We start from the raw sequence: 24,106 nt of genomic DNA, 5'->3' as shown, positions 1-24,106 counted from the left end.
CCACAAGACTACCGGCCCAGGTCCACGAGATTTCGTCCCACCTCCTGTCGCCCGATTCCAGCCAACCGACAGCTATTCGGACACGCCGGATCACGCACGGTGACAACACCGTTGAACGGCGCCGAGACGGCCGACCGACGACAATTCAGGTCATGCGCAGCGAGCTGATAGATATCACCACCGGCCGCACCGAGGTCGTGCGCGACCTCACCGAGCAGTGCGCGGACTTCCTGGACCGGGTGGCCGCGGGCGGCGACGGGCTACTGCACGTCTTCGTGCCGCACGCCACCGCCGGGATCGCCATCATGGAGCTCGGCGCGCGCAGCGACGACGATCTGCTCGCGACGCTGCGCGACCTGCTGCCCGCCGACGATCGGTGGCGACACGCGCACGGGTCGCGCGGGCACGGACGCTCGCATGTGATGCCCGCGCTGATCGCGCCCTACGCGACGGTTCCGGTGCTGAACGGCCGGATGGCACTGGGCACCTGGCAATCCGTGGCCTTCGTCGACCTCAATGTCGACAATCCGGACCGTCAGGTGCGGCTGTCGTTCCTGGCCGGGTGATCAGGCCCGCTCGAGCCAGGTGACCTGGGCGCCATTGCTGAACGACCGGCGATCGGTGACCGCGAACCCGGTGGGGCTGAAAACGCCGGAGAACATCGGGATGCCGGCGCCGGCGATCACCGGGTAACTCTTGATGATCAGCCGGTCGATCTCGTCGATGAGCTGCCCTGCCAGGTTCCCGCCGCCGCAGAGCCAGATGTCCTTGCCGCCTTCCTTTTTCAATCGCCGCACCAGCTCGACGGGATCGCCCGCGACGATCTCCACCCGCGGGTAGTCGGCCTGGGCGAGGGTTCGGGAGAAGACGTACTGCTTCATGTGGCCGTACGGGCTGTCGGCCCCCGCCGCGAGACCGGGCTCGTAGGAACCGCGGCCCATGAGGATCGTGTCCCACTCCTTGTTCGGGGTGTCGACCGGCAGGCCGACGTGCGGGCGAATGTGCGTGGGGACGGACTCCGGGTAGCGCTCGGCGATCCAGGCCGTCATGTCGTCGGCCAGCGGATAGAAGTCGTACTGACCCTCCGGACCCGCGATGAAGCCGTCGAGGGTGACCGCCATGTAGTAGACGAGGTTTCGCACGATTAACCGCCTCATTCGTTGCACTATGTCTGTAGTGATTACGAACGTAGTACTACACATGGAGTGATGTCAATGATTCGGGTGAATACGGAACGACGAAATGCCGCGATCGAGGCGGCCATCGAGACCCGGGCCCGCGAAGGCGGCAGCTCTACCCGGCCCTGAACCGCCTCATTGTCGAGAGGCTCACGCCGCCCGGCATTTTCGACGACGAGGAAGCGGCCCGCCGGTGCGCATGACGGTCGACCACGCGACCCCGACCTTGTGACGAGCATCACCTCGGGCGAATAATCGCAAGGCATGCATGCAAATGTCGGTGACCATCTGGTCATCCATGGACGCAATGTCGGACTCCCGGATCACACCGCGGAAATCGTCGAGGTGCGCGGCACGGACGGGGAGCCGCCCTACGTGGTGCGCTTCGCCGACGGCCGGACGAGCCTGGTGTTTCCGGGTCCGGACTCGGTAGTGAAACCGGGCTGACGAACCCCGGTTCGAGCCCTGTCGGCATGACCTCTTCCAAGATTTTCCGGCCGCACCGCGGCACGGACGAATCACCCTGCCGAGCAGGGAAATTGGGGCCTACCAGACCGACCAGTCGGTAAGAAGCGGCGGTCGGCACAGTTGACTCTCCGAGCGACCCTGGTCACAATCGGTCCCCGAATGGAAGGGTAGATATGCGCACGAAGACTGATCACCGGTTCGTCATCGACATCGATCCCGGACAGGTGATGGATGCGTTGCTCATGATCGAGCAGATGCCCGACTGGTCCCCCTCCCATCAGGACGTCCGGGTCGCCACCCGGGACAAGCACGGGCGCCCCAAGCGCGTTTACGTGTCGGCCAATCTCATGGGCCGCCCCGACCGGCAGGTCGTGGAATACACCTGCACCGAGAACCGCGTCGAATGGCGAGTCTCCGAGTCCAGCGCCGGCGCCGGCGGCAAAGGCTGGTTCGACCTCGCCGAAACCGAGGACGGCGCCACCGAGGTCTGGTACCACTCCGAGGTCTACCTGCCGATTCCCGCACCCGGCATGCTGCTCAAGCGCAGCGCCCGCCGCGAGGGCGACGCCATGATCAGCAACTTCATCGCGTTCGTCGAATCTGTCACCGGCCTACAAGGTCTCGGCGACGTGGAGGAAGCGTCCTACGCCGAACCTGCCGCCTACGAGCAGCCCGGTCTCGGCGAGCCCGGGTACGCGCAGCCTGGCTATGCGCAGCGCCTGGACTACGGCCGCAATTTCGAGCCCGGGTTCGGCACCGCGTAACGCCCATCGCGAACAGTCGCAGCTGACGCTGCCTTTCGGGGCCCGCATTGGGCAGGATGTCCCTCATGCCCGGTCCCGTACGCACCCGCATGATGCCCGTCGCCGAGGACGCCTCGGTGACGCAGCTGGAACTGTTCTTCGACCTGGTGATCGTCTTCGCCTTCACCATGGTCACCGACTTCGCCGCGCACGAGACCACCGCGGTCAATCTGCTGCGCGCACTGCTGATTCTGGCCATGCTGTGGTGGAGCTGGATCGGTTACTCCTGGCTCGGCAATGTGGTCAAGGCCGACGAGGGCATCGCCCGGGTGGCCATGTTCGTGGCCATGGGCGCGGCATTCATCATCGCGCTCACCATTCCCGAGTCCTTCCACGATCTGCCGGGCGGCTGGTACGGGCCGCTGGTGTTCGTCATCGCGTATCTGGCCGTGCGGCTGATCCACCTGACCGTGTTCTGGATGGCCAGCACCGAGGACGCCCAGCTACGCCGACAGGTGATCCGTTGGGCCGCAGGCTCACTCAGCGTGGCCAGCGTATTGCTGGTGGTCGGCGCGCTCACCACCGGGACCGCGCAACTGGTGCTGTGGCTGGCGGCGCTGGTGTGGGATATGGGGTGGACGTTCTTCGCGGGCAACGAGTGGCGGCTCTACTCGGCCTCGCACTTCGCCGAGCGGTACGGACTGATCGTCATCATCGCGCTGGGCGAATCCATCGTATCCATCGGCGTCGGTGTGGCCGGGCTGCCGATCTCCTGGGCCATCACCGTCGGGTCGATGCTGGGCCTGGCGGTAGCGGGGCTGCTGTGGTGGGCTTACTTCGATGTGGCCGCGCTGGTGGTGGAGCACGCCATGCATCGCGCCGGGGGCGAGCGCCGCATCCAGATCGCCCGCAACTGCTACACCTTCTGGCACTTCCCGATGATCGCCGGAATCGTCGCCATGGCACTGGGTTCGAAGAAGGTGCTCAGCTATGTCGGTGGGGCGCAAGGGCATTCGCTCAGCGATCAGCTGCACGGCATTCCGTTGTTCGCGCTGTACGGCGGCGTGGTGACGTACCTGATCGCGCTGGTCGGGTTCCGGCACTACGCGACCGGCACGGTGCTGGCTCCGCGGCTGCTAGCGGCGGCGGTGCTGCTGGCGCTGCTGCCGCTGGCGTCGATGGCGCCGGCGCTGGCCGCGCTGGGCATGCTGTGCGCGGTGCTGCTGGCGCTGATCGTGTTCGAAGTGGTGCGATACGCTCAGCCGCGCGATCTGATCCGGCACGGGCTGGACTGACAGGACAGGCGCTAGGACGCGCGCGGCGCGAACCGGTGGTCGATCGCCTCCGGCACCCGCTCCCCCGAGCGCACGGCCTCACGAATCTGAGTGATGTTCTCGCGCAGGGCATCGGCCACCAGTTCATCGGTGCGCGGGTCGGCCAGCACCTGGAATACGACGCGGAAGCTGGCATCGGCGATACCGCGAATCATCTCCTCGTGGAACGGGACATAGCGAACCCTGCCCAGCTGGGGATCGTTGCGGATCACCTCGAGGATCATCTGATCGATCTCAGAGCGGTTCTCCTCCAGCGCGGTCGCGATATTGCGCGTGTACCGGCCGGTGCGCAACACCTCCGCGACCTCGTCCAGCACCGCCACCGTGATCGGGCGCTCGATGGCCTCCACGATCGCGCCGATCGACCGGTTCACGATGGCCGCGGTGACCCGGTCGCCGAAGGCCCGGTCGGCTACCCGGCCCACCCGGACGGTGATCACCACGATGCGCAGCAGGCGGAAACCGCGGAAGAACGGGCTGGTCACCGGGATCATGCCGAGGACCTCGTACCAGTAGATGAAGGGGAAGGTCCAGCTCCAGCCCTCCCGCCGCCAGCGCCACAGGAATTCGGCGAGGAACACGCCGCAGATGCTGTAGTCGGTGATCCGGATGAGCCGGTGGGTGTCGTCCGAGACCGGAAAGAACGTGACCCATGTGACCAGGGCTACGGACACCACCGCGAGCGCCAGCATCACGAAATCGGTCCACAGGGCGGGCGGCTTGTGAGGGAACTCCTCATCCGCCTCCGGTGCGCCGAGCTCGGCCACGACGTCCCCTTCCTCATCGAACGGTTCCGCCAGCGTAGTCGGCGCACATGAGCGGCGAGGCGGTGTGGCGTGACGGGCGAAGCAGCGAAGCGGTGCTGAATGACGGGCCGGGCGGTGTTTTACGGACCGAGCGGTGTTCCGCGCCCGCGGCTTTCCGTGCGGATCGGCTTTCCCGGCGCAAGAATTCCGCACCGCAACTTTATCCACAGATCCTGTGGGAACTGTGGATGGCGGTGCGGGCACTACCTTCCGTCGCGGATGATCGCCTCGATATTGCGTTCTGCCACAGCGGTGATGGTGAGCGACGGGTTCACAGTCGCGGTGCTGCCCGGTATGCCCGCACCATCCATGACGTACAGGCCCGGGTGCCCGATCACCCGGCCGTAGCCGTCGGTGGCCTGACCCAGCACCGCCCCGCCCAGCGGGTGCGCGGTGAAGAAGCCCTGCGCGTCATAGGCGATCGGCGTGTAGTCCACCACCGAGCCGCCGGCCTGCGCCACCCTGTGGTCCACCGCGCGGCACGCGGCCACCACCTGATCCTGTGCGGACCGGGGCCAGCTCAGGCCCACGGCATTGCGGCCGCGGTCGTAGCCGAAGCGAGCCCGGGTGGGATCCAGCACCATGCCCAGCGAGGCGATGGCGCCGGTGTCCACCGGAATGCCCGGGACGAACCAGTTCTCGAGGTGCAGCGGCAGGCCCGAGTCGTCGAAGATGCGGCTGGCGCTGGGCACCCCGCCCCCGGTCGGGGTCAGGGAGCTGACGCTGCGGGCCAGCACCGCATCGCCATTGGTTCCCCAGCCGTCGCCCACATGCTCGTTGAGGTTGGGCAGCGTGCCGGTGGCCTGCGCGCGCACCAGCAGTTCGGAGGTGCCGACGGAGCCCGCGCCCAGGAACAGCCGGTCGCAGGTGAGGGTGCGGGTGCCGAGCACCTGGCCGGTCGGGGCCAGCTTGGTCACCGAGACCACGTACTTGCCGGTGCCGTCCTGGCCGATGGAGTCCACCCGGTGGCCCGGGTAGATGGCCGACTTGCCGGTGCCCTCGGCGTAGCGCAGGTAGTTCTGGTTCAGATCGAACTTGGCGCCGTTGGAGTTGCCGAGATTGCTGCGCGATGCGGTCGCCGACGGACGGCTGGCGCCCGCCAGCTCGGCGCGGACGATGTCCCAGTTGAAGATCGAATCATTGGCCTGCGGTTCATAACCCGCGGCCCGCACCTGCTGATCCCATACCCGCGAATGGGTGAAGGGCGCGGAGCCGTACACGTCCGGCGGCATGGTGGACAGCCGCAGCATCTGCCGGACCCGCGGATAGTAGACCGAGTCCAGTTCGTCGTAGTTCACCACGCCCCCGAAGACCTGGTCGAACAGGTGCTTCGGCGGCGCGACCATGGCGCCGGTGAACACGATGGACCCGCCGCCCACCGCGGCCGCGCGCCACACGTCGATGCCCGGGTACTCCGTGACGTCCAGCACGCCACCGAAATCCGCGCACGGCATGTGCACCCTGGTCACCCCGGTGAAGCTGGTGCGATGCCAGAAGCCGCGGCCGTCTGGCAGGTCGTCGCCGGTGAAGATCTCACGCCACGGGTCGTTGGGCCAGCGCGAACCCCGTTCCAGCACGGAGTTCTGCACGCCCGCCTCGGCCAGCCGCAGCGCGGTCACCGCGGCGCCGAACCCGGAGCCGATGACAATGGCCTCGCTGTGTTCCGGCGGATCCGGCAGCGGCGCAAAGATTTCCGGGACCCACGCCTGGAACAGCGCGTTCCACAATGGATTGGCCGACGCCGGTCCGGCACCGCGACTGGCGGCACCCGTCCCGACGCCGGCCAGCAGAGCCGCCATTGCGGCAGCCTTCAACACGGCACGCCTACGCAACCGGCCACCTCCCTCATCACGCATGGCCGCGCGCGAGATTACCGGCAGCTACGCGAGGCCTCAACCGGTGCGTGAGAGGTCACTATCGGGATCACCCGGACATGCGTGCCCGCCGGGCGTCCCACACCCTGCGGGCACCGCGTGAGGAGAGGTAAACGCCGCGGTCAGGCCCGCAGGCGTTCGCGGCGGAGCTGGTCGACCTCCGGGAGATCCAGGGGCGGAAGGGAATCCACGCCCAGAGCCCGGCACAGCAGGTAGTCGGCGAGCTCCGGATTGCGGGCCAGGGCCGGACCGTGCATGTAGGTGCCGAGGACCGAGCCCTGGACGACACCCTCGAGGCCGTCGCCGACACCGTTTCCGACGCCCTTGGTGACCCGACCCAGGGGTTTGGCGTCGCCTCCGAGTTTGGTTCCGCCACGGTGGTTTTCGAAGCCGGTGAGCGGCTGCGAGAGGCCGGGAACGAGGGGCTGGGTGGCCACCTCGCCGATGGCGCGCTTGTCCTGCGGAGAGGTGGTGACGTCGAAAAGGCCCACGCCGTCCACGCGTTCGCCCGAGGAGGTCTCGTACCAGTGGCCCAGGACCTGGATGGCCGCGCAGATGGCCAGCACCGGCGCGCCGCGCCCGGCGGCCTCCTGCAGGCCCGGGTAGCGCTGCAGATGGCGGGTGGCCAGGCGCTGGGCCGAGTCCTCGGCGCCGCCGAGGGTGTAGACGTCCAGCGAGTTGGGAACCGGCTCGGTGAGCGGGATTTCGACGATCTCGGCGTCGTGACCGCGCATGCGCAGCCGTTGGCGCAGGATCACGGCATTGCCGCCGTCGCCGTAGGTACCCATGACGTCGGGCAGGACCAGGCCGATGCGGACGGTCGATTCACTCATGCGCGGGTCCCCGCCTCCAGATCGCGGTTCAGGTCGCGGAATGCGGTGTAATTGGCCAGCACCTCGACCCGGCCGGGCGGGCAGGAGGCGATAGCGCGCAGGGGATCCGCGACGGTGGTGTGCTCGACGCCGGCGTAGGTGAGTCGCACCGCCAGGTCGGTGGCCCGCTCACCGGCGGCCACCACCTGGGTGCCCTCGAAGTGCTCGAAGCGCACATCCCACAGCCAGGACAGATCCTCGCCGTCGGGTACCTGGCCGTTCACCGCGATCACCAGACCCGTTGCGGCCGGGTCGATCATGGACAGCGCCTCCTGCCAGCCGGCGGGGTTCTTGGCCAGCAGCATGCGGGTGCTGCGGCCGTCCACCTCGACGGTGCGGTAGCGGCCCGCGATCTCGCGCACGGTGCCCGCGGCGGCCGCGGCATCGGCCGGATCCGCGCCGAGCGCGACCGCGGCGGCCACCGCCTGGGCGGCGTTGCCGCGGTTGGCGCGGCCCGGAAGGGCAAGGGAGAGCGGGATTTCCACACCGTCCGGCCCGTACAGCGCATGCTCGTCCACCCGCCACTGCGGTGCGGGACGCTGGAAGTCGGCGCCCGTGCTGTACCAGTGCTCGCCCTCCCACACGATGGGCTCGCCACTGCGCGGGCAGCTGGTGGCGTCCACCGACCAGCCACTGCCAGCCGACACCCATACCACATTCGGGTGGTCGTAGGCGATGGAGGTGACCAGCACATCGTCGCAGTTGGCGATCAGCACGGCCGCAGGATGCCGGGCCATGCCCTCACGCAGGCGGCGCTCGATCATATTGATCTCGCCGACCCGGTCCAGCTGGTCGCGGGAGAGGTTCAACAGCACCACGACGGACGGGTTCAGCGCGTCGGAGACGTGCGGCAGATGCAGTTCGTCGACTTCGATGGCCGCCAGCGGCGCGGTGCGGTGCGCGGTGAGCGCGGCCACGATCCCGGCGTCCATATTGGCGCCGTCGGCCTGGGTGGCGACCCGGCCGAGGGTCTGCAGCGCGGCCGTCGTCATGCGGGTGGTGGTGGACTTGCCATTGGTGCCGGTGATCAGCACCGTGCGCTTGCCGCGTCCCAGCTGGGTCATGATCGAGGGGTCGATCCGCAGTGCGATCAGCCCGCCGATCATCGAGCCGTTGCCCCGCCCGGCCCGCCGCGAGGCCCACGACGCCGCCGTCGCCGCCCGCAGCGCCAGCTGTCCGCGCATCGAGATGTCTGCCACGACGCGAGTTTATTGGGATGACGGGGTTGTGTCTTTTTTGCCCTCCGCTACGCTCCCCGGTCCACTCCGTCCAGAACGAGACGCGCCGCGAACCTGGTGTGTTCAGCCGTTGTGGAGCATCTTCCGGATAACCCGCGCCCTGCAATGGGCCCCGGGCTGGCTGAAGGATCTCGTTCTTCCTCCTCCGCTCCTCGAAGGCGCAGGTCTATGGAGCGGTCCGCTCCTCGCTCCGATGCGGAGGTCTGTCGAGCCGCAGTCCAGAACGAGCGCTCCGCCCTCCCCGCGCTTGCGCCGGCGAACCTGGTGCGTTCAGCCGTTGTAGAGCGCCGTCCGATAGCCCTCGCCGGTGTAATACGCCTCGAGCTGTTCGAACGTCTCGGGAGTCGTCGGCTGCACATCCTTCACCAGGCGCGCGACGCTGGGCATGGTGTCCTCCGGCCACTGCTCCGGTTTCCACAGCGCGCTGCGCATGAACGCCTTCGAGCAGTGGAAGAAGATCTGATCGATGGCGACCTCGATGGCCAGGATCGGGCGATGGCCCTTGACCACCATGTCGTCGAAATACGCTGCGTCACGGACCAATCGGGCGCGACCATTGATTCGGAGGGTGTCGCCGCGGCCCGGGATCAGGAAGAGCACACCGACGTGCGGGTTGCTCAGGATATTGAAGTACCCGTCCGCGCGCCGATTGCCGGGCCGCTCGGGAATGGCGATCGTCTTGTCGTCCAGCACCCGCACGAAGCCCGCCGGATCGCCCTTCGGCGAGGCGTCGCAATTGCCGTCGGCGTCACTGGTGGCGAGGACCACGAACGGCGAGCGGGCGATCCACTCGCGATCCCACTGATGCAGGGAATAGCGGTCCTTGTTCCTCGGCCGCGGTGCGACTTCACCCAGCAGTTCACGTAGTTCGACCGGGTCCGTTATCTCGCTCATGGCCCCGATTCAACGCGGGGGAATGGCCTCACACCAGCCTTTTACGCCGATGTGAGGCAAGCACGCCTAGACGTCGAACATGTTCGGCTGCCCGGCCGCGTAGCGCTGGATGTCCAGCTGCCGGAACGGCTCGAGCGCCTCGGCGCGGTAGAGCGTGAACAACGTGCAGCGCGGGGCATCCGAACCCGCCACGTCCAGCAGCTTGTTCACCGCGGTGCGGGCCGCCTCGGACGCGCCCTCCATGGTGGCCAGGTCCACATTGGTGCGCACGTAATCGCCTGCCAGATACAGGTTCTGGAGGGCGTCGGAATGCGATTCCGGGCGCAGCGCCCAGGAGCCCGCGGTATTGATCAGCAGCGGATCGGCATTGGTGTTGCGCTGCTGCGCGGCGTCCCAGGCGACACCGGCGTCGAGGAACCAGGAGTGCAGGTCGTCGTCGCGCAGCAGTTCGGCACGATCGTTGAGATGCGCTTTCAGCTGCGCCCACGCCTCGCGTGCGATCTCATCGTGGGTGCACTCCTTGGCTGTCTTGCCGTAGAGCATGCCGGGTGTGTTCCAGTCGGAGATATCGACCGACAGGCAGTCCTGCACGGTGCCGTCGCCCAGGCCGGTGATCGGGGTGCGGTTCCAGAACTGGCCCTGCGCAATGGAAGTCAGCGACCACGGGGAGTCGACGTAGGCGGTGTGGCCGCGCGCGATGTCGGTGGGGCGGCGCAGGAAGAACTGGATGCCGGACATCCAATCCACCGTCAACTGGCTCATGCCCGCCAGTTCCGGTCGCAGCGAGAGGATTTCGGGCGTCCACAGTGTGCGGGCCACCTCCACGGGCAGCGCGCTCACGAAATGGTCGGCGATGACCGTCTGGGCCGCTCCCGCCGAATCCACCACCCGGGCACCGGAAATCCGCGCCCCGTCCAGCTCCAGCCCTCTGACCTCGGCGTTGACGAAGGTGACGCCGAGATCCTCGAGCCGCTTCACCCACGGATCGATCCAGGCCTCGGTGGTGGCCCCGTTCAATAGTCGGTCCAGCGCGCCGTCATTGCCGACCTCGAGCGGATTGCCCAGGAACTGCTCGCCCATGGTGCCGATGGTGAGGGTACTGGCCTTGTCCTCCTTCGCGGCCACCAGCAGCGTGGTCAGCGTGCGCGAGAGCAGCGTGCGGAATTCGTTGGAGCGCCTGCCCGCGCCCACGTAATCACGCCAGGGCACGTTGTCCCACTGCCCGAAACGCCGGGCGTCGCAGCTGGTGTTGAAGACCAGCAGCCGGTTCGCGAAGTACAGCGCGTCCGAGGTGCCCATGCTGGTGGAGGTCGTGATGGCCGACCCGACGGTCTCCCGGAATTCGTCCGGGCTGGACCAGATCTTGCCGAACCTGCCCATCGGAATGACGATGTCGTCGGCGTCCTTGCGCGAGAACCGCGCCTCGGGGGCCGCGATCAGATTGTCCCACACGCCATTGGCATTGCCCGCGAACGGGATTCGCCGCATGGTGTCGGGGATGTGGCGGTAGAAGCCGGGGAAGAACCGGAATCCGTGTTCACCCCACAGCTCCGGCCGCCCGTCCTTGCCGCTGCCCGGCACCGCGATGCTGCGCGCCTTGCCGCCCAGGGCCCGCCGCTCGTAGACGGTCACCTCGAAGCCGCGCTCGGCCAGTTCGTGCGCCGCGGTCAGACCCGCGACTCCGCCGCCCAGCACCGCTACGCGACGTCCGGTGTCGGCCCGGGCGGCGGTCGGACGGGCGGCCCCCGCCGCTACCGCTCCCACCATCGCCCCGGCCGCAACCGCTCCACGCAGCACGGTGCGCCGCGTGACGGACACATGCTGTCCTGCCATACCCGTTACCTCCCACGCCTGGTCCGCATCCTATGGAGCTGTCGCAGACAGATGGTCGGTTGGGGTCAAAATTGTCATTCTGAAGCCCCGGAAAATGGGCAAACTACAACAAATCAGACTGCTCAGCTAGACCTCCGCGAGCTTCGGGTTCAGTTCGGCTCGGCGTGTCGTTTCGGCGGGTTGCAGCGGCCCGGGCGTGTCGAGTTCGACCGCCGGGGCCCGACGGCCCGCCGAGGTGGCGGTGAACGCGCCGACGATCACGATCACGGCCCCGAACAGGCACAACACGGACGGAGTCTCGTGCAGGAACGTCCACGAGGCGGCGATTCCCACCACCGGCACAGCCAGGGACAACGGAGCCACCGTGCCCGCCGGATAGCGGCTCATCAGATAGGTCCACAGGCCCGAGCCCGCGATGGTACCCAGCGCGACGATGTAGACCAGGGCCGCGATGGCGGGCCGACCGGTCGCCGAGAAGGACGCGATCACAGCGTTCCAGCCCGTGGTGGGCCCTTCGGTGAGCGCGGACAGGGTGAACATGGGGATCGGCGGCACCACCGCCATCCATAGGGTGAGATGCAGCGGGTTCACCGCCGCGGAGGCCGCCGCGGCCAGCCGGGAGCCGATATTGCCGAAGGCCCAGCCCAATCCGCCCAGCAGGGTCAGCAGCAGCGGCAGCAGTGCGGCGTGGTGCGACCGGTCCCAGCCGATCACCGCCATCCCCGCCATGGCCACCGCGATACCCGCCAGCTGGACGCCACGCAGCCGCTCCCGCAGGAACACCGCGCCCAGCAGCACCGTGAACGGCGCGGACGACTGCAATACCAGCGAGGACAGCCCGGTCGGCATCCCCGTCCGCATGGCCGTGAACAGGAAGGCGAACTGCAGAATCCCGAAGCCGACCCCGTACAGCAGCAGCCACCGCCACGGGACCCGCGGCCGCGGCACGAACAACAGCACCGGAATCGCGATCACGGCGAACCGCAGGCCCGCGAAGAAGAACGGCGGGAAGTGCTCGAGGCCGACGTGAATCGCCAAGAAGTTCAGCCCCCACAGCACCACGACGGTGAGTCCGAGCAGTCGATCGCGAGTGGTCATGGCGGAAATCTTGCTGACGCTAATCAGTAAGCACAATCGAATAATTCTGCAATAACAATGCAGTACAACTTAACTATGGCACAGCCGGACCCCTCCCCGCGCCGCATCCCCCGCGACACCCCGCCCGAACTCACACCGCAAGCCGCGACACCGGCGATGACCGACGTCGCGATCCCCGCGGTGGGCATGGGCGACACCCGACCGGCCGAACCCACACCAACTGCGCCCGGGAGCGTCGCCGCGCCCCGGACGGCCGGCGCCGGGCGGGCCGCGCCCGCACGGACGAGGCGGGCGGGATCAGCCCGACGGACCGAAGCCGACCGGCCCGGCTCGACCGCGAGCGCGGAGCCCGGGCTGGTCCGGCCCGAGGGAACCGGCCCGGCTCAGACCCGGGGCACCGGTGCGATCCGGTCCGATGGGCCGCTCATATCGCTCGAAAGGTTGCGCGTCCTGCGGGAATTCGCTGATCGCGGGACAGTTGCCGCTGTGGCGGAGGCGCTGTCGATGACACCGTCCGCGGTGTCGCAGCAGCTGAAGGTGCTGGCACGGGAGGCGGGGGTGGCGCTGCTGGAGCCGGACGGTCGGCGGGTGCGCCTGACCGATGCGGGGCGGGCGCTGGTGGTGCGGGCCGACGAGGTGCTCGAGGCCATGGAACGCGCGGCCACGGCGATGGCGGAGTATCGCGGTTCCCCGCGCGGGCGGGTGCGGGTGGCGTTGTTTCCGTCGGGGGCGGCGCTGCTCCTGCCGCATGTGCTGGCCGAGCTGGCGGACAGCGGTGTGGACATGGTCGCTCGCGACGAGGACGTGCCGCCGAGCGAGGTCCCGCGTTTGCTGGCCGATTACGACCTGGTGTTGACCCACCGGGACGAGCGCGCCCCCTCACTCGGCGGGCCGCGGGTGTCCTCGCGGGTGCTGATGCGGGAGCCGATCGACGTGGTGGTCGCCGCGCACCACCGGCTGGCCCAGCAGGGCGCGGTGGTGCCGGCGGAACTCTCCGACGAGACCTGGATCAGCGTGCGCACCGGCTTCCCGGTCGACGACGTGCTGCGCTCGATCGCCACGGTGACCGGCGTGCAGCCGCGGATCGCCCAGCGGCTCAACGAGTTCAGCGTGATCGAGGCCCTGGTCGCGACCGGCTACGGGGTCGCCCTCATGCCCCGCTACGCGGTCCGCCACCCGGATCTGGTCATGCTCCGCCTGGCCGGGGTCCGCGCGGCCCGCGTCTACGATCTGGCCACCCGCCCGCACGCCGAGAAGCGCCCGGCCGTAGCCATGGTCATCGCCGCCTTCCGAGCCGCGGCGTACCGCGTGACAGGGACGGAAATCAGCGGTTGACTTGGAGTGCACTCCAAGTCATAGCGTATGCCGCATGAGCATTCGACTCGGGTATCAGATGCCGAACTTCAGCTACGGGGTCGCGCCCCGGGACCTGTTCCCGGCGGTGGTGGCGCAGGCGCGCGAGGCCGAGGCGGCGGGCTTCGACGCGGCCTTCGTCATGGACCACTTCTATCAGTTGCCGCTGCTCGGCGCGCCCGAGGAGCCCATGTTGGAGGCCTATAGCGCGCTGTCCGGCCTGGCCGCCTCGACCGATCGAATCCAGTTGTCCGCCTTGGTGACCGGCAACACCTACCGCAATCCCGCGCTCACCGCCAAGACCGTCACCACTCTGGACGTGGTGAGCCGCGGCCGGGCCGTGCTGGGCATCGGCGCCGGCTGGTTCGAGCTCGAGCACCAGGCCTACGGCTTCGACTTCGGCACCTTCACCGAGCGTTTCGAGAAGCTCGAGGAGGCTCTCGAGATCATCACCCCGATGCTGCGCGGGCAGCGCTCTACCTTCGATGGCAAGTGGTACCGCACCGATAACGCCATGAACGAGCCGCGCGTACGCGACGACCTGCCGATCCTGCTCGGTGGCGGCGGCGAGAAGAAGACCTTCGGGCTGGCCGCCCGCTTCGCCGACCATCTCAACATCATCTGCAATGCCTCGGAGATCCCGCGCAAGCTCGAGGCCCTGCATCAGCGTCTGGACGAGGCCGGCCGTGACCCGCAGACCCTCGAAACCAGCTTCCTGGCCTTCGTCATCGTGGACGAGGACGGCGACCGGGCCCGCAAGACCCAGGCCGAGATACTGGCCCGCATCGGCATCACCGATCTGGGCGCGCTGCCCGCCGAGAACCTGCGCAACACCCCTGCCGACCGGCAGTTCGTCGGCACCCCGGACGAGGTCGCCGAGCAGATCCAGTCTCGCGTGCTCGACCACGGCATCGACGGCGTGATCGTCAATCTGGTCACCAACGGCCACGAGGCGGGCACCGTCGAGCTCGCCGGACGCACCCTCGCGCCCCTGGTCCACGGCTGACCCGACACTGAAAACTGCCCCGCGGTTCACCTGAACTGCGGGGCAGTTCCTCGTCCGAGGATGCTAGACCGGGAAGCCGCCGCCCGGCTGCGGCGGGTAACCACCGCCCTGCTGCGGCGCGAAACCACCGTGCGGGGGCTGCTGGAAGCCGCCCTGCTGGGGCGGAAACCCTTGCTGCGCGGCCTGATAGCCGAAGTCGTCGGCCACCATGGCGGCCAGTTCCAGCAGGGCCCGTCGGGTGGGCTTGCCGACCAGTTCCAGGTCGATCTCCGCGCCCTCGGCCAGATGGTCGTCGAAGGGGACGACCTGCACGGCGCGGGTGCGGTCCAGGAACAGCTTGCGCAGCTGGTCCAGGTCCACCGTGGAGGAACCCTTGCGAGAGGCGTTGACCACCACCACGGTCCGCTCCACCAGCTTGTGGTAGCCGTGGTGGTCGAGCCAGTCCAGTGTGGCCGAGGCGCTGCGCGCGCCGTCGATGGCCGGAGAGGTCACCAGCACCAGCGAGCTGGCCATATCCAGCACGCCGGACATGGCCGAATGCATCAGGCCGGTGCCGCAATCGGTGAGGATGATGTTGTAGAACTGCTGCAGGATGCCGATGGCCTTGCGGTAGTCCGCCTCGGAGAATGCCTCCGATACCGCCGGATCCTGTTCGCTGGCAAGCACTTCCAGACGACTCGGCGCCTGTGAGGTGTGCGCGCGCACATCCGAGTAGCGCGATATGTGACCGTCCTCCAACAGGTTTCGCACCGTGGAGCGGGTCTGCCTGGGCACACGGTGCGCCAGCGTCCCGAGGTCCGGGTTGGCGTCGATGGCGATGACCCGGTCACCGCGCAGTGAGGCGAAGGTGGAGCCGAGACCGACCGTGGTGGTGGTCTTTCCGACGCCGCCCTTGAGCGACAGGATGGCGATGCGGTAGTCCCCGCGCACCGGCTGGTTCACCCGGTCCACGAGCTGCCGGTACACCACGTCAGCGGCCGACTCGCCCGGGTTGATCGCGCCGCCCGAGGCCTTGTGGACGGCCCGCCGCCACCCGCTGCGCGGCGCTCGCTTGGCCCGCTTCAACAGGTTCAAGTCATTGACCGCATGCGCCGGAGGCATCGGCTGCTGACCGAAGCCCTGCTGACCGAAACCACCCTGCTGCTGCGGAAAACCCTGCTGCGGCTGTGGATTCCAGCCCGGCTGGAAGCCCGCCTGCGGCTGGGATTGTTGAGGCTGCTGCGGCGGCGCGGCCGGAGGCGGCGACCAGCTGTAGATCGGCCCGCCCGGCTGATCATTGGACGGCGCGAACTGCCCCGGCTGTCCCGGTCCGCCGAAATGCCCGGGCTCTCCGGGGTTCTCGCCCGCCCCCGGCGCGCCCTGCTGCTCGGGGAACACCCGGCGCACCATGCCGTCGCTGCCGATCTCCTGCCGGATCTCGCCGTAGGGAGTCTGGTCCCGCACCTCGCCGAGAGGCGGACCCGGCGGCGGAAAACCGCCCGGCACACCGGGATTCGGCGGCGGCGCGAACTGTCCGGCGTCCGGCGGCGGCGGGAAGGCGCCGGTGGACGGGAATCCCGGCGGGCCGTAGGGACCGCCCGGCGCGAACGGATTGTGGCCATCGTGCGCGAACGGATTGTGACCATCCGGCCCACCCGGTCCATAGGGCCCCGGGAAGGCACCGTTCGGCGCCGCGAAGGGGTTGGGCCCCTCGCCCGGCCCCCCGGCCGCGTGCAGCACGGTCTGGTCGATCGAATCCGGCACCGGCGGGAAGAACCCGGCCACCTGCTCCTCGGAGTCGGTTCCGGATTCCCTCACTTCGGCGGGCTCGCCCTGCGCTGCCACGTCCGTAGCCTCCGCCACCTCGAGGGCGTCTTCGGCGTCCTCCGGCAAAGCCGGGTTCGAGGTCGAATTCTGATCTTTCGTGGTCACGTGTCCCCCATCTGCTCGACGGCTCGAACAGAGAGCTCGGCGCTAATGCGAACCAACGCTAGCATTGTTGACCCGCCCGGACGCGACGAGGCAGAACCGCCTCCCCCGGCCAGGTGCGACAACGAAGCATCTGACCGCGCCCTATCGGATCGGGTGCCCACGCCGGGCACCCGATCCGCATCGGCCTTGGCGGATCAGCGCCGTGAATCCTGGCAACGGGAGTCCCATGCGGCGGGCAGATCCTCGGAAAGTACTGGTGCGCCGAGAATCTCATCAGTGAAGCCGAAGGCGTCCAGCAGTCGGGGTAGGTTGTCGGCCAGGTTGTCGAGAGCGCGGCGGAGCTGCTGCTTCGTCTTCTCGACGGCGGCGATGTCGAGCAGGCCGCGCATGAGGTACCACGTGGCGTGCTGATCGAGGTAGCTCAGCGCGAAAACGTCACGCACGGCGGTGATCTCGGCATGATCGGAATACTGGTGGAGCAACTGCAGAGTCTCTTCGGCCGAGTATGCCTCGGCCAGTTCGAGCGCCTCTGGAATGACCGCCAACCGTCCCTCGAGCCCTGGCGTCGCCAAGTACTGCTGTGTCTCCTCCACGATCGTCAGGGTGCGAGCGGCGAACAGACTCAGGCGGTCACCGGGGTCGGCGGGATCGTGCACACCGGCTTCGGGGGGCAGCTTCCCGGCCAGGTGCTTGGCCAGGACCCGACCGGCCACGGACCCGAGGACGTGGCAGTCCCCTTCGCCGGTGATGGCCGCGTGGCAGACCCCGAGATAGTCGGCCACGCGGTTGGCGCTGAACATGCCCTGCGCACCCATTCTGATTCGGCAGTGGGTCACCGTATCCAAGGCGTGCAGCTGGATGTAGTGCTTGGCCAGCATCACCGACACAACGGTGTCACGGCTGGTGAGATCGCTGACCGCGAGCGATGTCTTGATCGCGTTCCCGTAAATGGTCCGGGCGACGGTGCCGGCCAGATCGGTCAGCAGGGTGTCGCGCACGTGCGGGAGCTCGGCCATGAGCGGACTGTCGAACGGTGTCAGCGGCACCACCCGCTTGGCGGCATAGCGCAGCGCGATGTACAGCGATGCGCGGGCGGTGGCGTTCAGGCAGGACGCGAGCGCCAGCCTTCCCACGGTGAGCTGGCTGATCGCCGAAGCGAATGACCTCTTTCGGCTGTCCTCGTCTCGCCAGGTCAGTACACCCTGGTCGTCGATGGTGGCCAGGTCGTTGCTCAGCCAGGCGCTGCGCTCGACCCGGAGATTGTCGAAGCTGATGACCGAGTTGTCCATGATGACCAGCGGCTGGTGGTCGAGCTGGGTGATCGTCACGCCGGGGGCGGCCGCACCGTCGGCGCCGCGCAGCCGTGCCGCGAAAAGGTGCACTCCCTGATCGACACCCGCGGCGTCGATGAAGCGGGCGCCGACCACACAGACCCGGGACACCGGGATACCGACGCTGGGCATGAATTTGCGCGCCCGCGGGTTCGGGGTGTTGATCACGAACCCGTCGCCGTCCCAGGTCGCGGTGGTCTGCATGAATTGGATGTTGGAACCGCACCCGTACTCGGTCAGCAGCATGACACCGACGCTGGACCCGTCATCCAGGTCCGCCAGATACGGTGCGGCCGAATCGGTATCGGTCAGGGTGGACAGGCTGCCCGAAGCCAGGTTGTAGTGGCCGGAAATCAGCGGAATCAGGTCCGTCGCCAGCACCGCCGACCAGTCGAACACCGCGAACAGGCGCGGGAGGTCGGTGGCGACATCGCGAGTACTACCGATCTCCTGGACCAGATTGTGCAACTGGTCGTAAGCGTTCTGCCGACGCTGCTCTTGGCTCTGCTTCTCGGTGACGAAGTAGGCCGGGTTGCTCAGAACCCTCTGCAGATGCTGGTCGAATTCCAGGTTGCCGTGCCGAAGCACCTCGGCCAGCGATGTATCTTCCTTGTGCCCGTGCGAATCCATAACCGCCTCCTACTCATTCACGATCCCAGCGGCCACTCATCCGCCGCGGGCATACGAGGCCATCGCCGGACTTCCGCGCACCAGTGTCTGCCGTTGCCGCCCGCTCACGCGGACACCGCAGGGAACCGGCAGGAGGGAGCCGGGCGATTACCTGTCAAAAGCTCGACGCACCACACACCTTCATGTGAATTCCGCTCGGTCCTCGGTCACCGAGATCCGCGCTCCGGCCAGCGGAGCCGACGCGGTGCCGACCGTGGCTCTCGAGGAGCCGCGGAATCACCGAAGAAGGTTCCCGAGACCACGGACGCCCGATCGGGTCTTGACGGCGGGGCGGGAGGTCTGTTCGTGTCGGCCGGGCAGCAGTCCGAAAGCGCCGCTGAACCACGAAGATCGCCTCGTCGACCTGCGTGATTCGTTGCCGCAGTGTTGCCTTCGGCCGATTGATCACGAATTACATTGTTGCACAGATTGTCTCGAGCCTCGCGGCGAACATTCACAGGTCACGGCCGTAGTCGTGCCCGACCTGGTCCGTCACGGCCTGGGAGTGATCCTCGACGGCAGACACCAGCGAGCCACGGAGTGCGGGAAGCCGGACCGCGTGTACTGGATTGCCGCGCAACGCGGTCCGGCCACCACCGTGGGTCTGGTGTGCCGGGGTGCTACGCCTACAGAATCGGGAACGGGCGAGAAGGTGGGAACACCACGGGCAAGGCGGTCAACGCTCGATGGAACGGGCCGGGGCGCCACACGAGATCCTTGGCGGGGACCGCCAGCTTGGTTTCCGGGAGGTAGTCGAGAAGCTGATCGATGACTTCCCGCGCCAGCAGCGTCCCGAATGGCCGGGCATGCGCAGGACAAGCGTGAGGGCCGGAGCTGAACGCCAGGTTCCATCGATTGTCCCCCGCCGTGTGTGAACTCAGGTCTGGATCGGTGTTGCATGCGGCCATGCTGATGATGACCGGCTGATGCGCGGGCAGCCACACGCCCTCGATCAGGGTGGGCTGGGGCGGATAGGTGATGCAGTAGTTCGCCATTGGCGGGTCGGTTGTCAGCCTCTCGTCGATGGCGGTGCTCGTCGGGAGGGGAATTCCTTGAACAGTGCTGGTGAAGCGGCTGTCGGTCAGCATCAGCAGCAGGGTGTTGGCGATGAGGTTCAGCGGTGGTTCGACACCTGCCGCGAAGAGGAGAACCAGCTGATGCACCATCTCCTCGTCGGTCAGTTCGGCGGGATGCTGGACCAGTCTCGTGGTGACGTCGTCGCCCGGTTGAGCTCGCTTCAGAGCGGTGAGGTCGAGCAACGCTTCGCCCATTTGCGCGTTCACTGTTGCCGTATCCACACCGTCGAACATCCCGGCGATGGCCGCCGCGACCCGCTCACCGATTTCCGGTGGACAGCCGAGGGTCTGGCAGAAGACCGAGAAGACCAGAGGAAAGGCGTACTGGCTCAACACGTCAGCCCTGCCGTCCTCGCAGAACGTGTTGACCACCGGGACGGCGGAACGCTCCACCATGGATCGCACCGTGTTGTGATCGATCCCGGCCAGGGCGTCGGCGATCGCCCGGCGGTAACGAGCGTGCTCGGCCCCGCTGGTTCGGATCGCGTTGGGTCGATACTCGACCATCGGCATGATCGGGATATCGGCAGGCACAGTCCTCTGCCAGACACTCGGATCAGCCGGAAAATGACTGGGGTCGTTGAGGATACGCACCGCAGTCGCATAGTTGATGACCAGGGTTGCGGGCACTCCAGGCCATATCTCAACTGGCACCAGGCCCGGTCCAGGTGCAGCGGCATCGCCAGATCCGTAGTCGATACGCATCTGACGGTAGTGTCCGTGCGGATCGGCCGCGAACTCTGGACTGTAGATTGGGATTCGACCGTTGTCCTCTATCGGCGGCTTCGAGGTGGCGGTAGCACCCTGATGCCCCTGCTGCGGATCCACGTAGTCTCCCTTGAATCGGTTGCGGCAGAATAGTACCCAAGGCAGGCGGCGGACACGTCCGGATGTGATCGACGCGCCTGCCGCTCACCACCGGCAATGACCAAGGCCTGGTCCGTCGTCCGCGCACAGGGCGAAACGCCTTCGAACACAAGAGGGCTGGGACCCGCCTACCGGTGCGGTTGTCACGTCACCGGTCAGCGATCCCGCCCGGTTCCGGAGCTGAGGGATCTCGCTGCTGTTCCGGGCGAACGAGATCCACCAGGCTGCGTTGGTGCCACAGCGAGCGCAACAGCTTGCCCGCGGATGGCCGGCTATCGGCCAGCTGCGTCGAGCGCCGACCCGATTCGGGCGTACCCGGTGGGTTCAATCCCGATCCTCGCGGAATCGGTCGTCACGTTCGCGAGGATCGGGCGAGAATCCTCAGGCCTTGCGGGCCGCGCGGTTCACCGCGGAGACGACCGCGCGCAGCGAGGCGGTGGTGATGGAGGTGGCGATGCCCACACCCCAGGTGACCTGATCGCCGATCGCGCATTCGACGTAGGCGGCGGCCTGGGCGTCGTCGCCGGAGGACATGGCGTGCTCGCTGTAGTCCAGCACGCGCACGTCGTAGCGAATGGTGGCCAAGGCGTCGACGAAGGCGGCGAGCGGGCCGTTGCCCTCGCCCGAGATGGCGTGCTCGACGCCGTCCACCTTGACCACGGCCTCGATGTGGTCGACGCCGTCGTCGGTCTCGGAGGCGGTGACCTTCTGGCGCATGCGCTCCAACGGCAGGATCGGAGTCAGGTACTCCTCGGCGAAGACGTCCCACATCTCCTTCGGGGTGACCTCGCCGCCCTCGCCGTCGGTGACCTTCTGCACGGCCTGCGAGAACTCGATCTGCAGGCGGCGCGGCAGCACCAACCCGTGATCGGTCTTCATGATGTACGCCACGCCGCCCTTGCCGGACTGCGAGTTCACCCGGATGACGGCCTCGTAGGTGCGGCCGACATCCTTCGGGTCGATGGGCAGGTACGGGACCGCCCACACGATGTCGCCCACGTCGGCGCCCTGCGCGTCGGCGGCGACCTTCATGGCGTCCAGGCCCTTGTTGATGGCGTCCTGGTGCGAGCCCGAGAAGGCGGTGTACACCAGATCGCCGCCGTAGGGGTGGCGCTCGGCGACGGGCAACTGGTTGCAGTACTCGACCGTGCGGCGGATCTCATCGATGTTGCTGAAGTCGATCTGCGGGTCGACGCCGCGCGAGAACATGTTCATGCCCAGCGTCACCAGGCAGACATTGCCGGTGCGCTCACCGTTGCCGAACAGGCAGCCCTCGATGCGGTCGGCGCCGGCCTGGTAGCCCAGCTCGGCCGCGGCGACCGCGGTGCCGCGGTCATTGTGCGGGTGCAGCGACAGCACGATGGAGTCGCGGCGGGCCAGGTTGCGGTGCATCCACTCGATGGAGTCGGCGTAGACGTTGGGCGTCGACATCTCCACGGTCGCGGGCAAGTTGATGATCAGCGGCTTCTCGGGAGTCGGCGCGATGATCTCGGAGACCGCGTCGCACACCTCGCGGGCGTAGTCCAGCTCGGTGCCGGTGTAGGACTCCGGACTGTACTCGTAGCGCCAGTTGGTGTCGGGGTAGCGCTTCTCGACCTCCAGGCACAACTCGGCGGCGTCGGTGGCGATCTTCTTGACGGCCTCGCGGTCGGCGCGGAAGACCACGCGGCGCTGCAGGATCGAGGTCGAGTTGTAGAAGTGCACGATCACATTGGCCGCGCCGGCGCAGGCCTCGAAGGTGCGCTCGATCAGCTCGGGCCGGGACTGGGTCAGCACCTGGATGGTGACGTCGTCCGGAATGGCGCCGTCCTCGATGATCTCGCGGACGAAGTCGAAGTCGGTTTGCGAGGCGGACGGGAAGCCGACCTCGATCTCCTTGTAGCCCATGCGCACCAGCAGGTCGAACATGCGACGCTTGCGGGCGGGGCTCATGGGATCGATCAGCGCCTGGTTGCCGTCGCGCAGGTCCACGGCGCACCAGCCCGGCGCGCGATCGATGATCTTGTCCGGCCAGGTGCGGTCGGGCAGCGTGATCGGCTCGACCTCCTCGGCGAAGGGCCGGTACCGGAACACCGGCATGGACGAGTTCTTCTGCGTGTTCCAGGCAGGCTGGTCGGCAGGCGCGGGCTTGGACGGCGCGATGATGGTGCGCGTGCCGGATACGAAAGTGTCAGCGGGTGACATGGCGTTTTATCTCCGAGGGTGTGGCTGGATCCCGGGTAATGGGGTAGACCGGCGCGGCAGATCCCCGCGGCGGGAGCCGGTCCGTATCAGACCCCGTCGCGGCGGCTGAGGAGAAGTGCCCGCTGCATGATGACGACGAGTTTACAGGGGCGCGATAGGCACCTGGAAGTCGGGGAGGCGAGGCCCACAGTCCGAGCGCGTCACTCACCGTCCCGGACCGGCGGAACCACGTCGACCGAGGCCGTGATGATGGATTCCCGCGTCGGTGTGGATGACGGTGCGATGCTCGAGGGAAACCTCGATCCCCATCAGTCCAGCTCACCACGCGAAGCACCGACACGATGGAGTCTTCGGACAGTTCGGGCGACACGCGGTGACCTCCCGCCAGATGCCGCACCCTGGTGATAACACCGTCATGACGCGTGAAGGAGGTCGCGGTGCGTCCCAACTGTGCGAATCGGCCCTCGATCACTGTCACGGCACACTGATCGTGCACGTCGCCGGATCGGTGGAATGCACCGAATCCGAGTGTTTCGATGCCGATCGATCGCGGCATCTGTTCGTGGCCGACTGCGCCGACATGTCCGGCGGCTGCGCCTGCGCGGAGACCGGGCGGCGGACGCGCGCCGGCCGGCCACTAGCCTGGCCAGGTGAGCTACGACCTCGTTCTGCTGCCCTCCGGTGCCGCCACATCCCCTGCTGAAGTGGACGCGTACCTGACCGCGCAGGACGGCAGACCGGCCGGTGACGCCGCCACCGAGATCGCGGCCGAGCTGGACGAGCGCAATGCCGAACTGCCGGAGGCGGACAGCTTCCTGGGGGCGCCCGCCGCCGACGGCGTGCTGGGCGACGCGCTGTTCGTATCCACCCCCTACGACGCAATCGGCCACGTGCGCTCGCTGCTGTTCGAGCTGGGCACCCCGCGCGGCTACGCGGTGTGGGATCCGCAGCTGGCCTGGCTCGCGGATCCTGCCGGATCGACGCCGGCCGCCGTGACACACGGCGGGGCGGGCGAATTCCCTTATCTGACAAAGCAACTGGTGGAGTTGTGGATTCCGGAGCTGGGACAACCCGGTCCGTATCTGATCGCGGAGACCGGCGATCAGGTCTACATCCAGACCTATCGGCATCCGGACGGCCATTACGACATCGAATACCGAGAAGGGTCCGCCGACAAGCATTTCGCCGCCACCGCAAACGACTCGCGAATTGTGGCCGATCTCATCTGGGGCTGGGCCACCGGAGATCGTTCGGGATTCGCGGCCGTCGATTGGCAACGCCTCACGTTCTAACCGTCGAATAACGGACAGATTTCAATTTCCGGATCAGACCCCCGACAATGAAGCCCGCACCCGCACAGGAAAGCTAGCA

Annotated in this window: 19 protein-coding genes; 7 read left to right on the top strand and 12 right to left on the bottom strand. The window is 67.7% G+C overall.

Annotated features, from left to right (window positions below; translation table 11 throughout):
• Positions 1-152: 152 nt before the first annotated feature.
• Entirely contained in the window at positions 153-566 is a 414-nt protein-coding gene (locus GLP40_RS05290) for a secondary thiamine-phosphate synthase enzyme YjbQ (protein ID WP_154786655.1), read from the top strand.
• Here the strand turns inward: GLP40_RS05290 and GLP40_RS05285 are convergent, their stop codons facing one another.
• A complete protein-coding gene (locus GLP40_RS05285) occupies positions 567-1,142 on the bottom strand; it encodes a dihydrofolate reductase family protein (protein WP_328289772.1) in 576 nt (191 codons plus the stop codon).
• A gap of 300 nt (positions 1,143-1,442) precedes the next feature.
• Between GLP40_RS05285 and GLP40_RS05280 the strand changes: the two genes are divergently transcribed.
• The 3 genes from GLP40_RS05280 to GLP40_RS05270 all read left to right on the top strand — a co-directional run bounded on the left by GLP40_RS05280 (position 1,443) and on the right by GLP40_RS05270 (position 3,684).
• Positions 1,443-1,625, top strand: coding sequence for a DUF1918 domain-containing protein (locus tag GLP40_RS05280; protein ID WP_154786653.1), 183 nt, complete (start codon positions 1,443-1,445; stop codon positions 1,623-1,625).
• 194 nt (positions 1,626-1,819) lie between these two features.
• Positions 1,820-2,410, top strand: a complete 591-nt coding sequence (locus GLP40_RS05275) for an SRPBCC family protein (RefSeq protein WP_154786652.1) — start codon at positions 1,820-1,822, stop codon at positions 2,408-2,410.
• Between the two features lie 65 nt (positions 2,411-2,475).
• Positions 2,476-3,684 carry a low temperature requirement protein A gene (locus GLP40_RS05270; RefSeq protein WP_154786651.1) on the top strand — a complete coding sequence of 403 codons (1,209 nt, stop codon included), beginning with the start codon at positions 2,476-2,478 and terminating at the stop codon, positions 3,682-3,684.
• An 11-nt stretch (positions 3,685-3,695) separates the two neighbouring features.
• On the opposite strand, the gene GLP40_RS05265 is transcribed toward GLP40_RS05270, so the two are convergent.
• The 7 genes from GLP40_RS05265 to GLP40_RS05235 form a co-directional block, all read right to left on the bottom strand.
• Positions 3,696-4,490: an ion transporter gene (locus tag GLP40_RS05265; protein ID WP_328289713.1), complete on the bottom strand. Its 795-nt coding sequence runs from the start codon at positions 4,488-4,490 to the stop codon at positions 3,696-3,698.
• A 242-nt stretch (positions 4,491-4,732) separates the two neighbouring features.
• Positions 4,733-6,361, bottom strand: a complete 1,629-nt coding sequence (locus tag GLP40_RS05260) for a GMC oxidoreductase (protein ID WP_154786650.1) — start codon at positions 6,359-6,361, stop codon at positions 4,733-4,735.
• Between the two features lie 164 nt (positions 6,362-6,525).
• Positions 6,526-7,236, bottom strand: coding sequence for a type 1 glutamine amidotransferase (locus tag GLP40_RS05255; RefSeq protein ID WP_154786649.1), 711 nt, complete (start codon positions 7,234-7,236; stop codon positions 6,526-6,528).
• Entirely contained in the window at positions 7,233-8,459 is a 1,227-nt protein-coding gene (locus GLP40_RS05250) for a Mur ligase family protein (RefSeq protein ID WP_154786867.1), read from the bottom strand. Before GLP40_RS05250 ends, GLP40_RS05255 begins: the two co-directional genes overlap by 4 nt.
• A gap of 324 nt (positions 8,460-8,783) precedes the next feature.
• The gene (locus tag GLP40_RS05245; protein ID WP_154786648.1) at positions 8,784-9,407 is read right to left on the bottom strand and encodes a pyridoxamine 5'-phosphate oxidase family protein; all 624 of its coding nucleotides are present in this window, start codon (positions 9,405-9,407) and stop codon (positions 8,784-8,786) included.
• A 66-nt stretch (positions 9,408-9,473) separates the two neighbouring features.
• Entirely contained in the window at positions 9,474-11,240 is a 1,767-nt protein-coding gene (locus tag GLP40_RS05240) for a hydroxysqualene dehydroxylase (protein WP_230329244.1), read from the bottom strand.
• Between the two features lie 126 nt (positions 11,241-11,366).
• Complete coding sequence (locus GLP40_RS05235; RefSeq protein ID WP_154786647.1) at positions 11,367-12,338, bottom strand: EamA family transporter; 972 nt, start codon at positions 12,336-12,338, stop codon at positions 11,367-11,369.
• 426 nt (positions 12,339-12,764) lie between these two features.
• Between GLP40_RS05235 and GLP40_RS05230 the strand changes: the two genes are divergently transcribed.
• Positions 12,765-13,673: a LysR family transcriptional regulator gene (locus GLP40_RS05230; protein WP_328289771.1), complete on the top strand. Its 909-nt coding sequence runs from the start codon at positions 12,765-12,767 to the stop codon at positions 13,671-13,673.
• 34 nt (positions 13,674-13,707) lie between these two features.
• The gene (locus GLP40_RS05225) at positions 13,708-14,697 is read left to right on the top strand and encodes an LLM class F420-dependent oxidoreductase (protein WP_154786646.1); all 990 of its coding nucleotides are present in this window, start codon (positions 13,708-13,710) and stop codon (positions 14,695-14,697) included.
• Between the two features lie 63 nt (positions 14,698-14,760).
• Here GLP40_RS05225 and GLP40_RS33580 read toward each other — a convergent pair whose 3' ends face one another.
• The 4 genes from GLP40_RS33580 to leuA form a co-directional block, all read right to left on the bottom strand.
• On the bottom strand, positions 14,761-16,608 hold the full coding sequence (locus tag GLP40_RS33580) for a MinD/ParA family ATP-binding protein (protein ID WP_328289712.1): 1,848 nt from the start codon (positions 16,606-16,608) through the stop codon (positions 14,761-14,763).
• A 194-nt stretch (positions 16,609-16,802) separates the two neighbouring features.
• The gene (locus GLP40_RS05215; RefSeq protein ID WP_154786645.1) at positions 16,803-18,569 is read right to left on the bottom strand and encodes an acyl-CoA dehydrogenase family protein; all 1,767 of its coding nucleotides are present in this window, start codon (positions 18,567-18,569) and stop codon (positions 16,803-16,805) included.
• Positions 18,570-19,234: 665 nt separating this feature from the next.
• Positions 19,235-20,512 carry a cytochrome P450 family protein gene (locus GLP40_RS05210; protein ID WP_328289711.1) on the bottom strand — a complete coding sequence of 426 codons (1,278 nt, stop codon included), beginning with the start codon at positions 20,510-20,512 and terminating at the stop codon, positions 19,235-19,237.
• A 420-nt stretch (positions 20,513-20,932) separates the two neighbouring features.
• Entirely contained in the window at positions 20,933-22,735 is a 1,803-nt protein-coding gene (leuA, locus tag GLP40_RS05205) for a 2-isopropylmalate synthase (RefSeq protein ID WP_154786644.1), read from the bottom strand.
• Positions 22,736-23,385: 650 nt separating this feature from the next.
• Between leuA and GLP40_RS05200 the strand changes: the two genes are divergently transcribed.
• A complete protein-coding gene (locus GLP40_RS05200) occupies positions 23,386-24,027 on the top strand; it encodes a hypothetical protein (RefSeq protein ID WP_328289710.1) in 642 nt (213 codons plus the stop codon).
• The last annotated feature ends 79 nt before the right edge of the window (positions 24,028-24,106 follow it).

The sequence above is a fragment of the Nocardia aurantiaca genome (assembly GCF_009708175.1).
Classification (GTDB): Bacteria; Actinomycetota; Actinomycetes; order Mycobacteriales; family Mycobacteriaceae; genus Nocardia; species Nocardia aurantiaca.
This window is presented reverse-complemented; position numbering and strand designations above follow the sequence as displayed.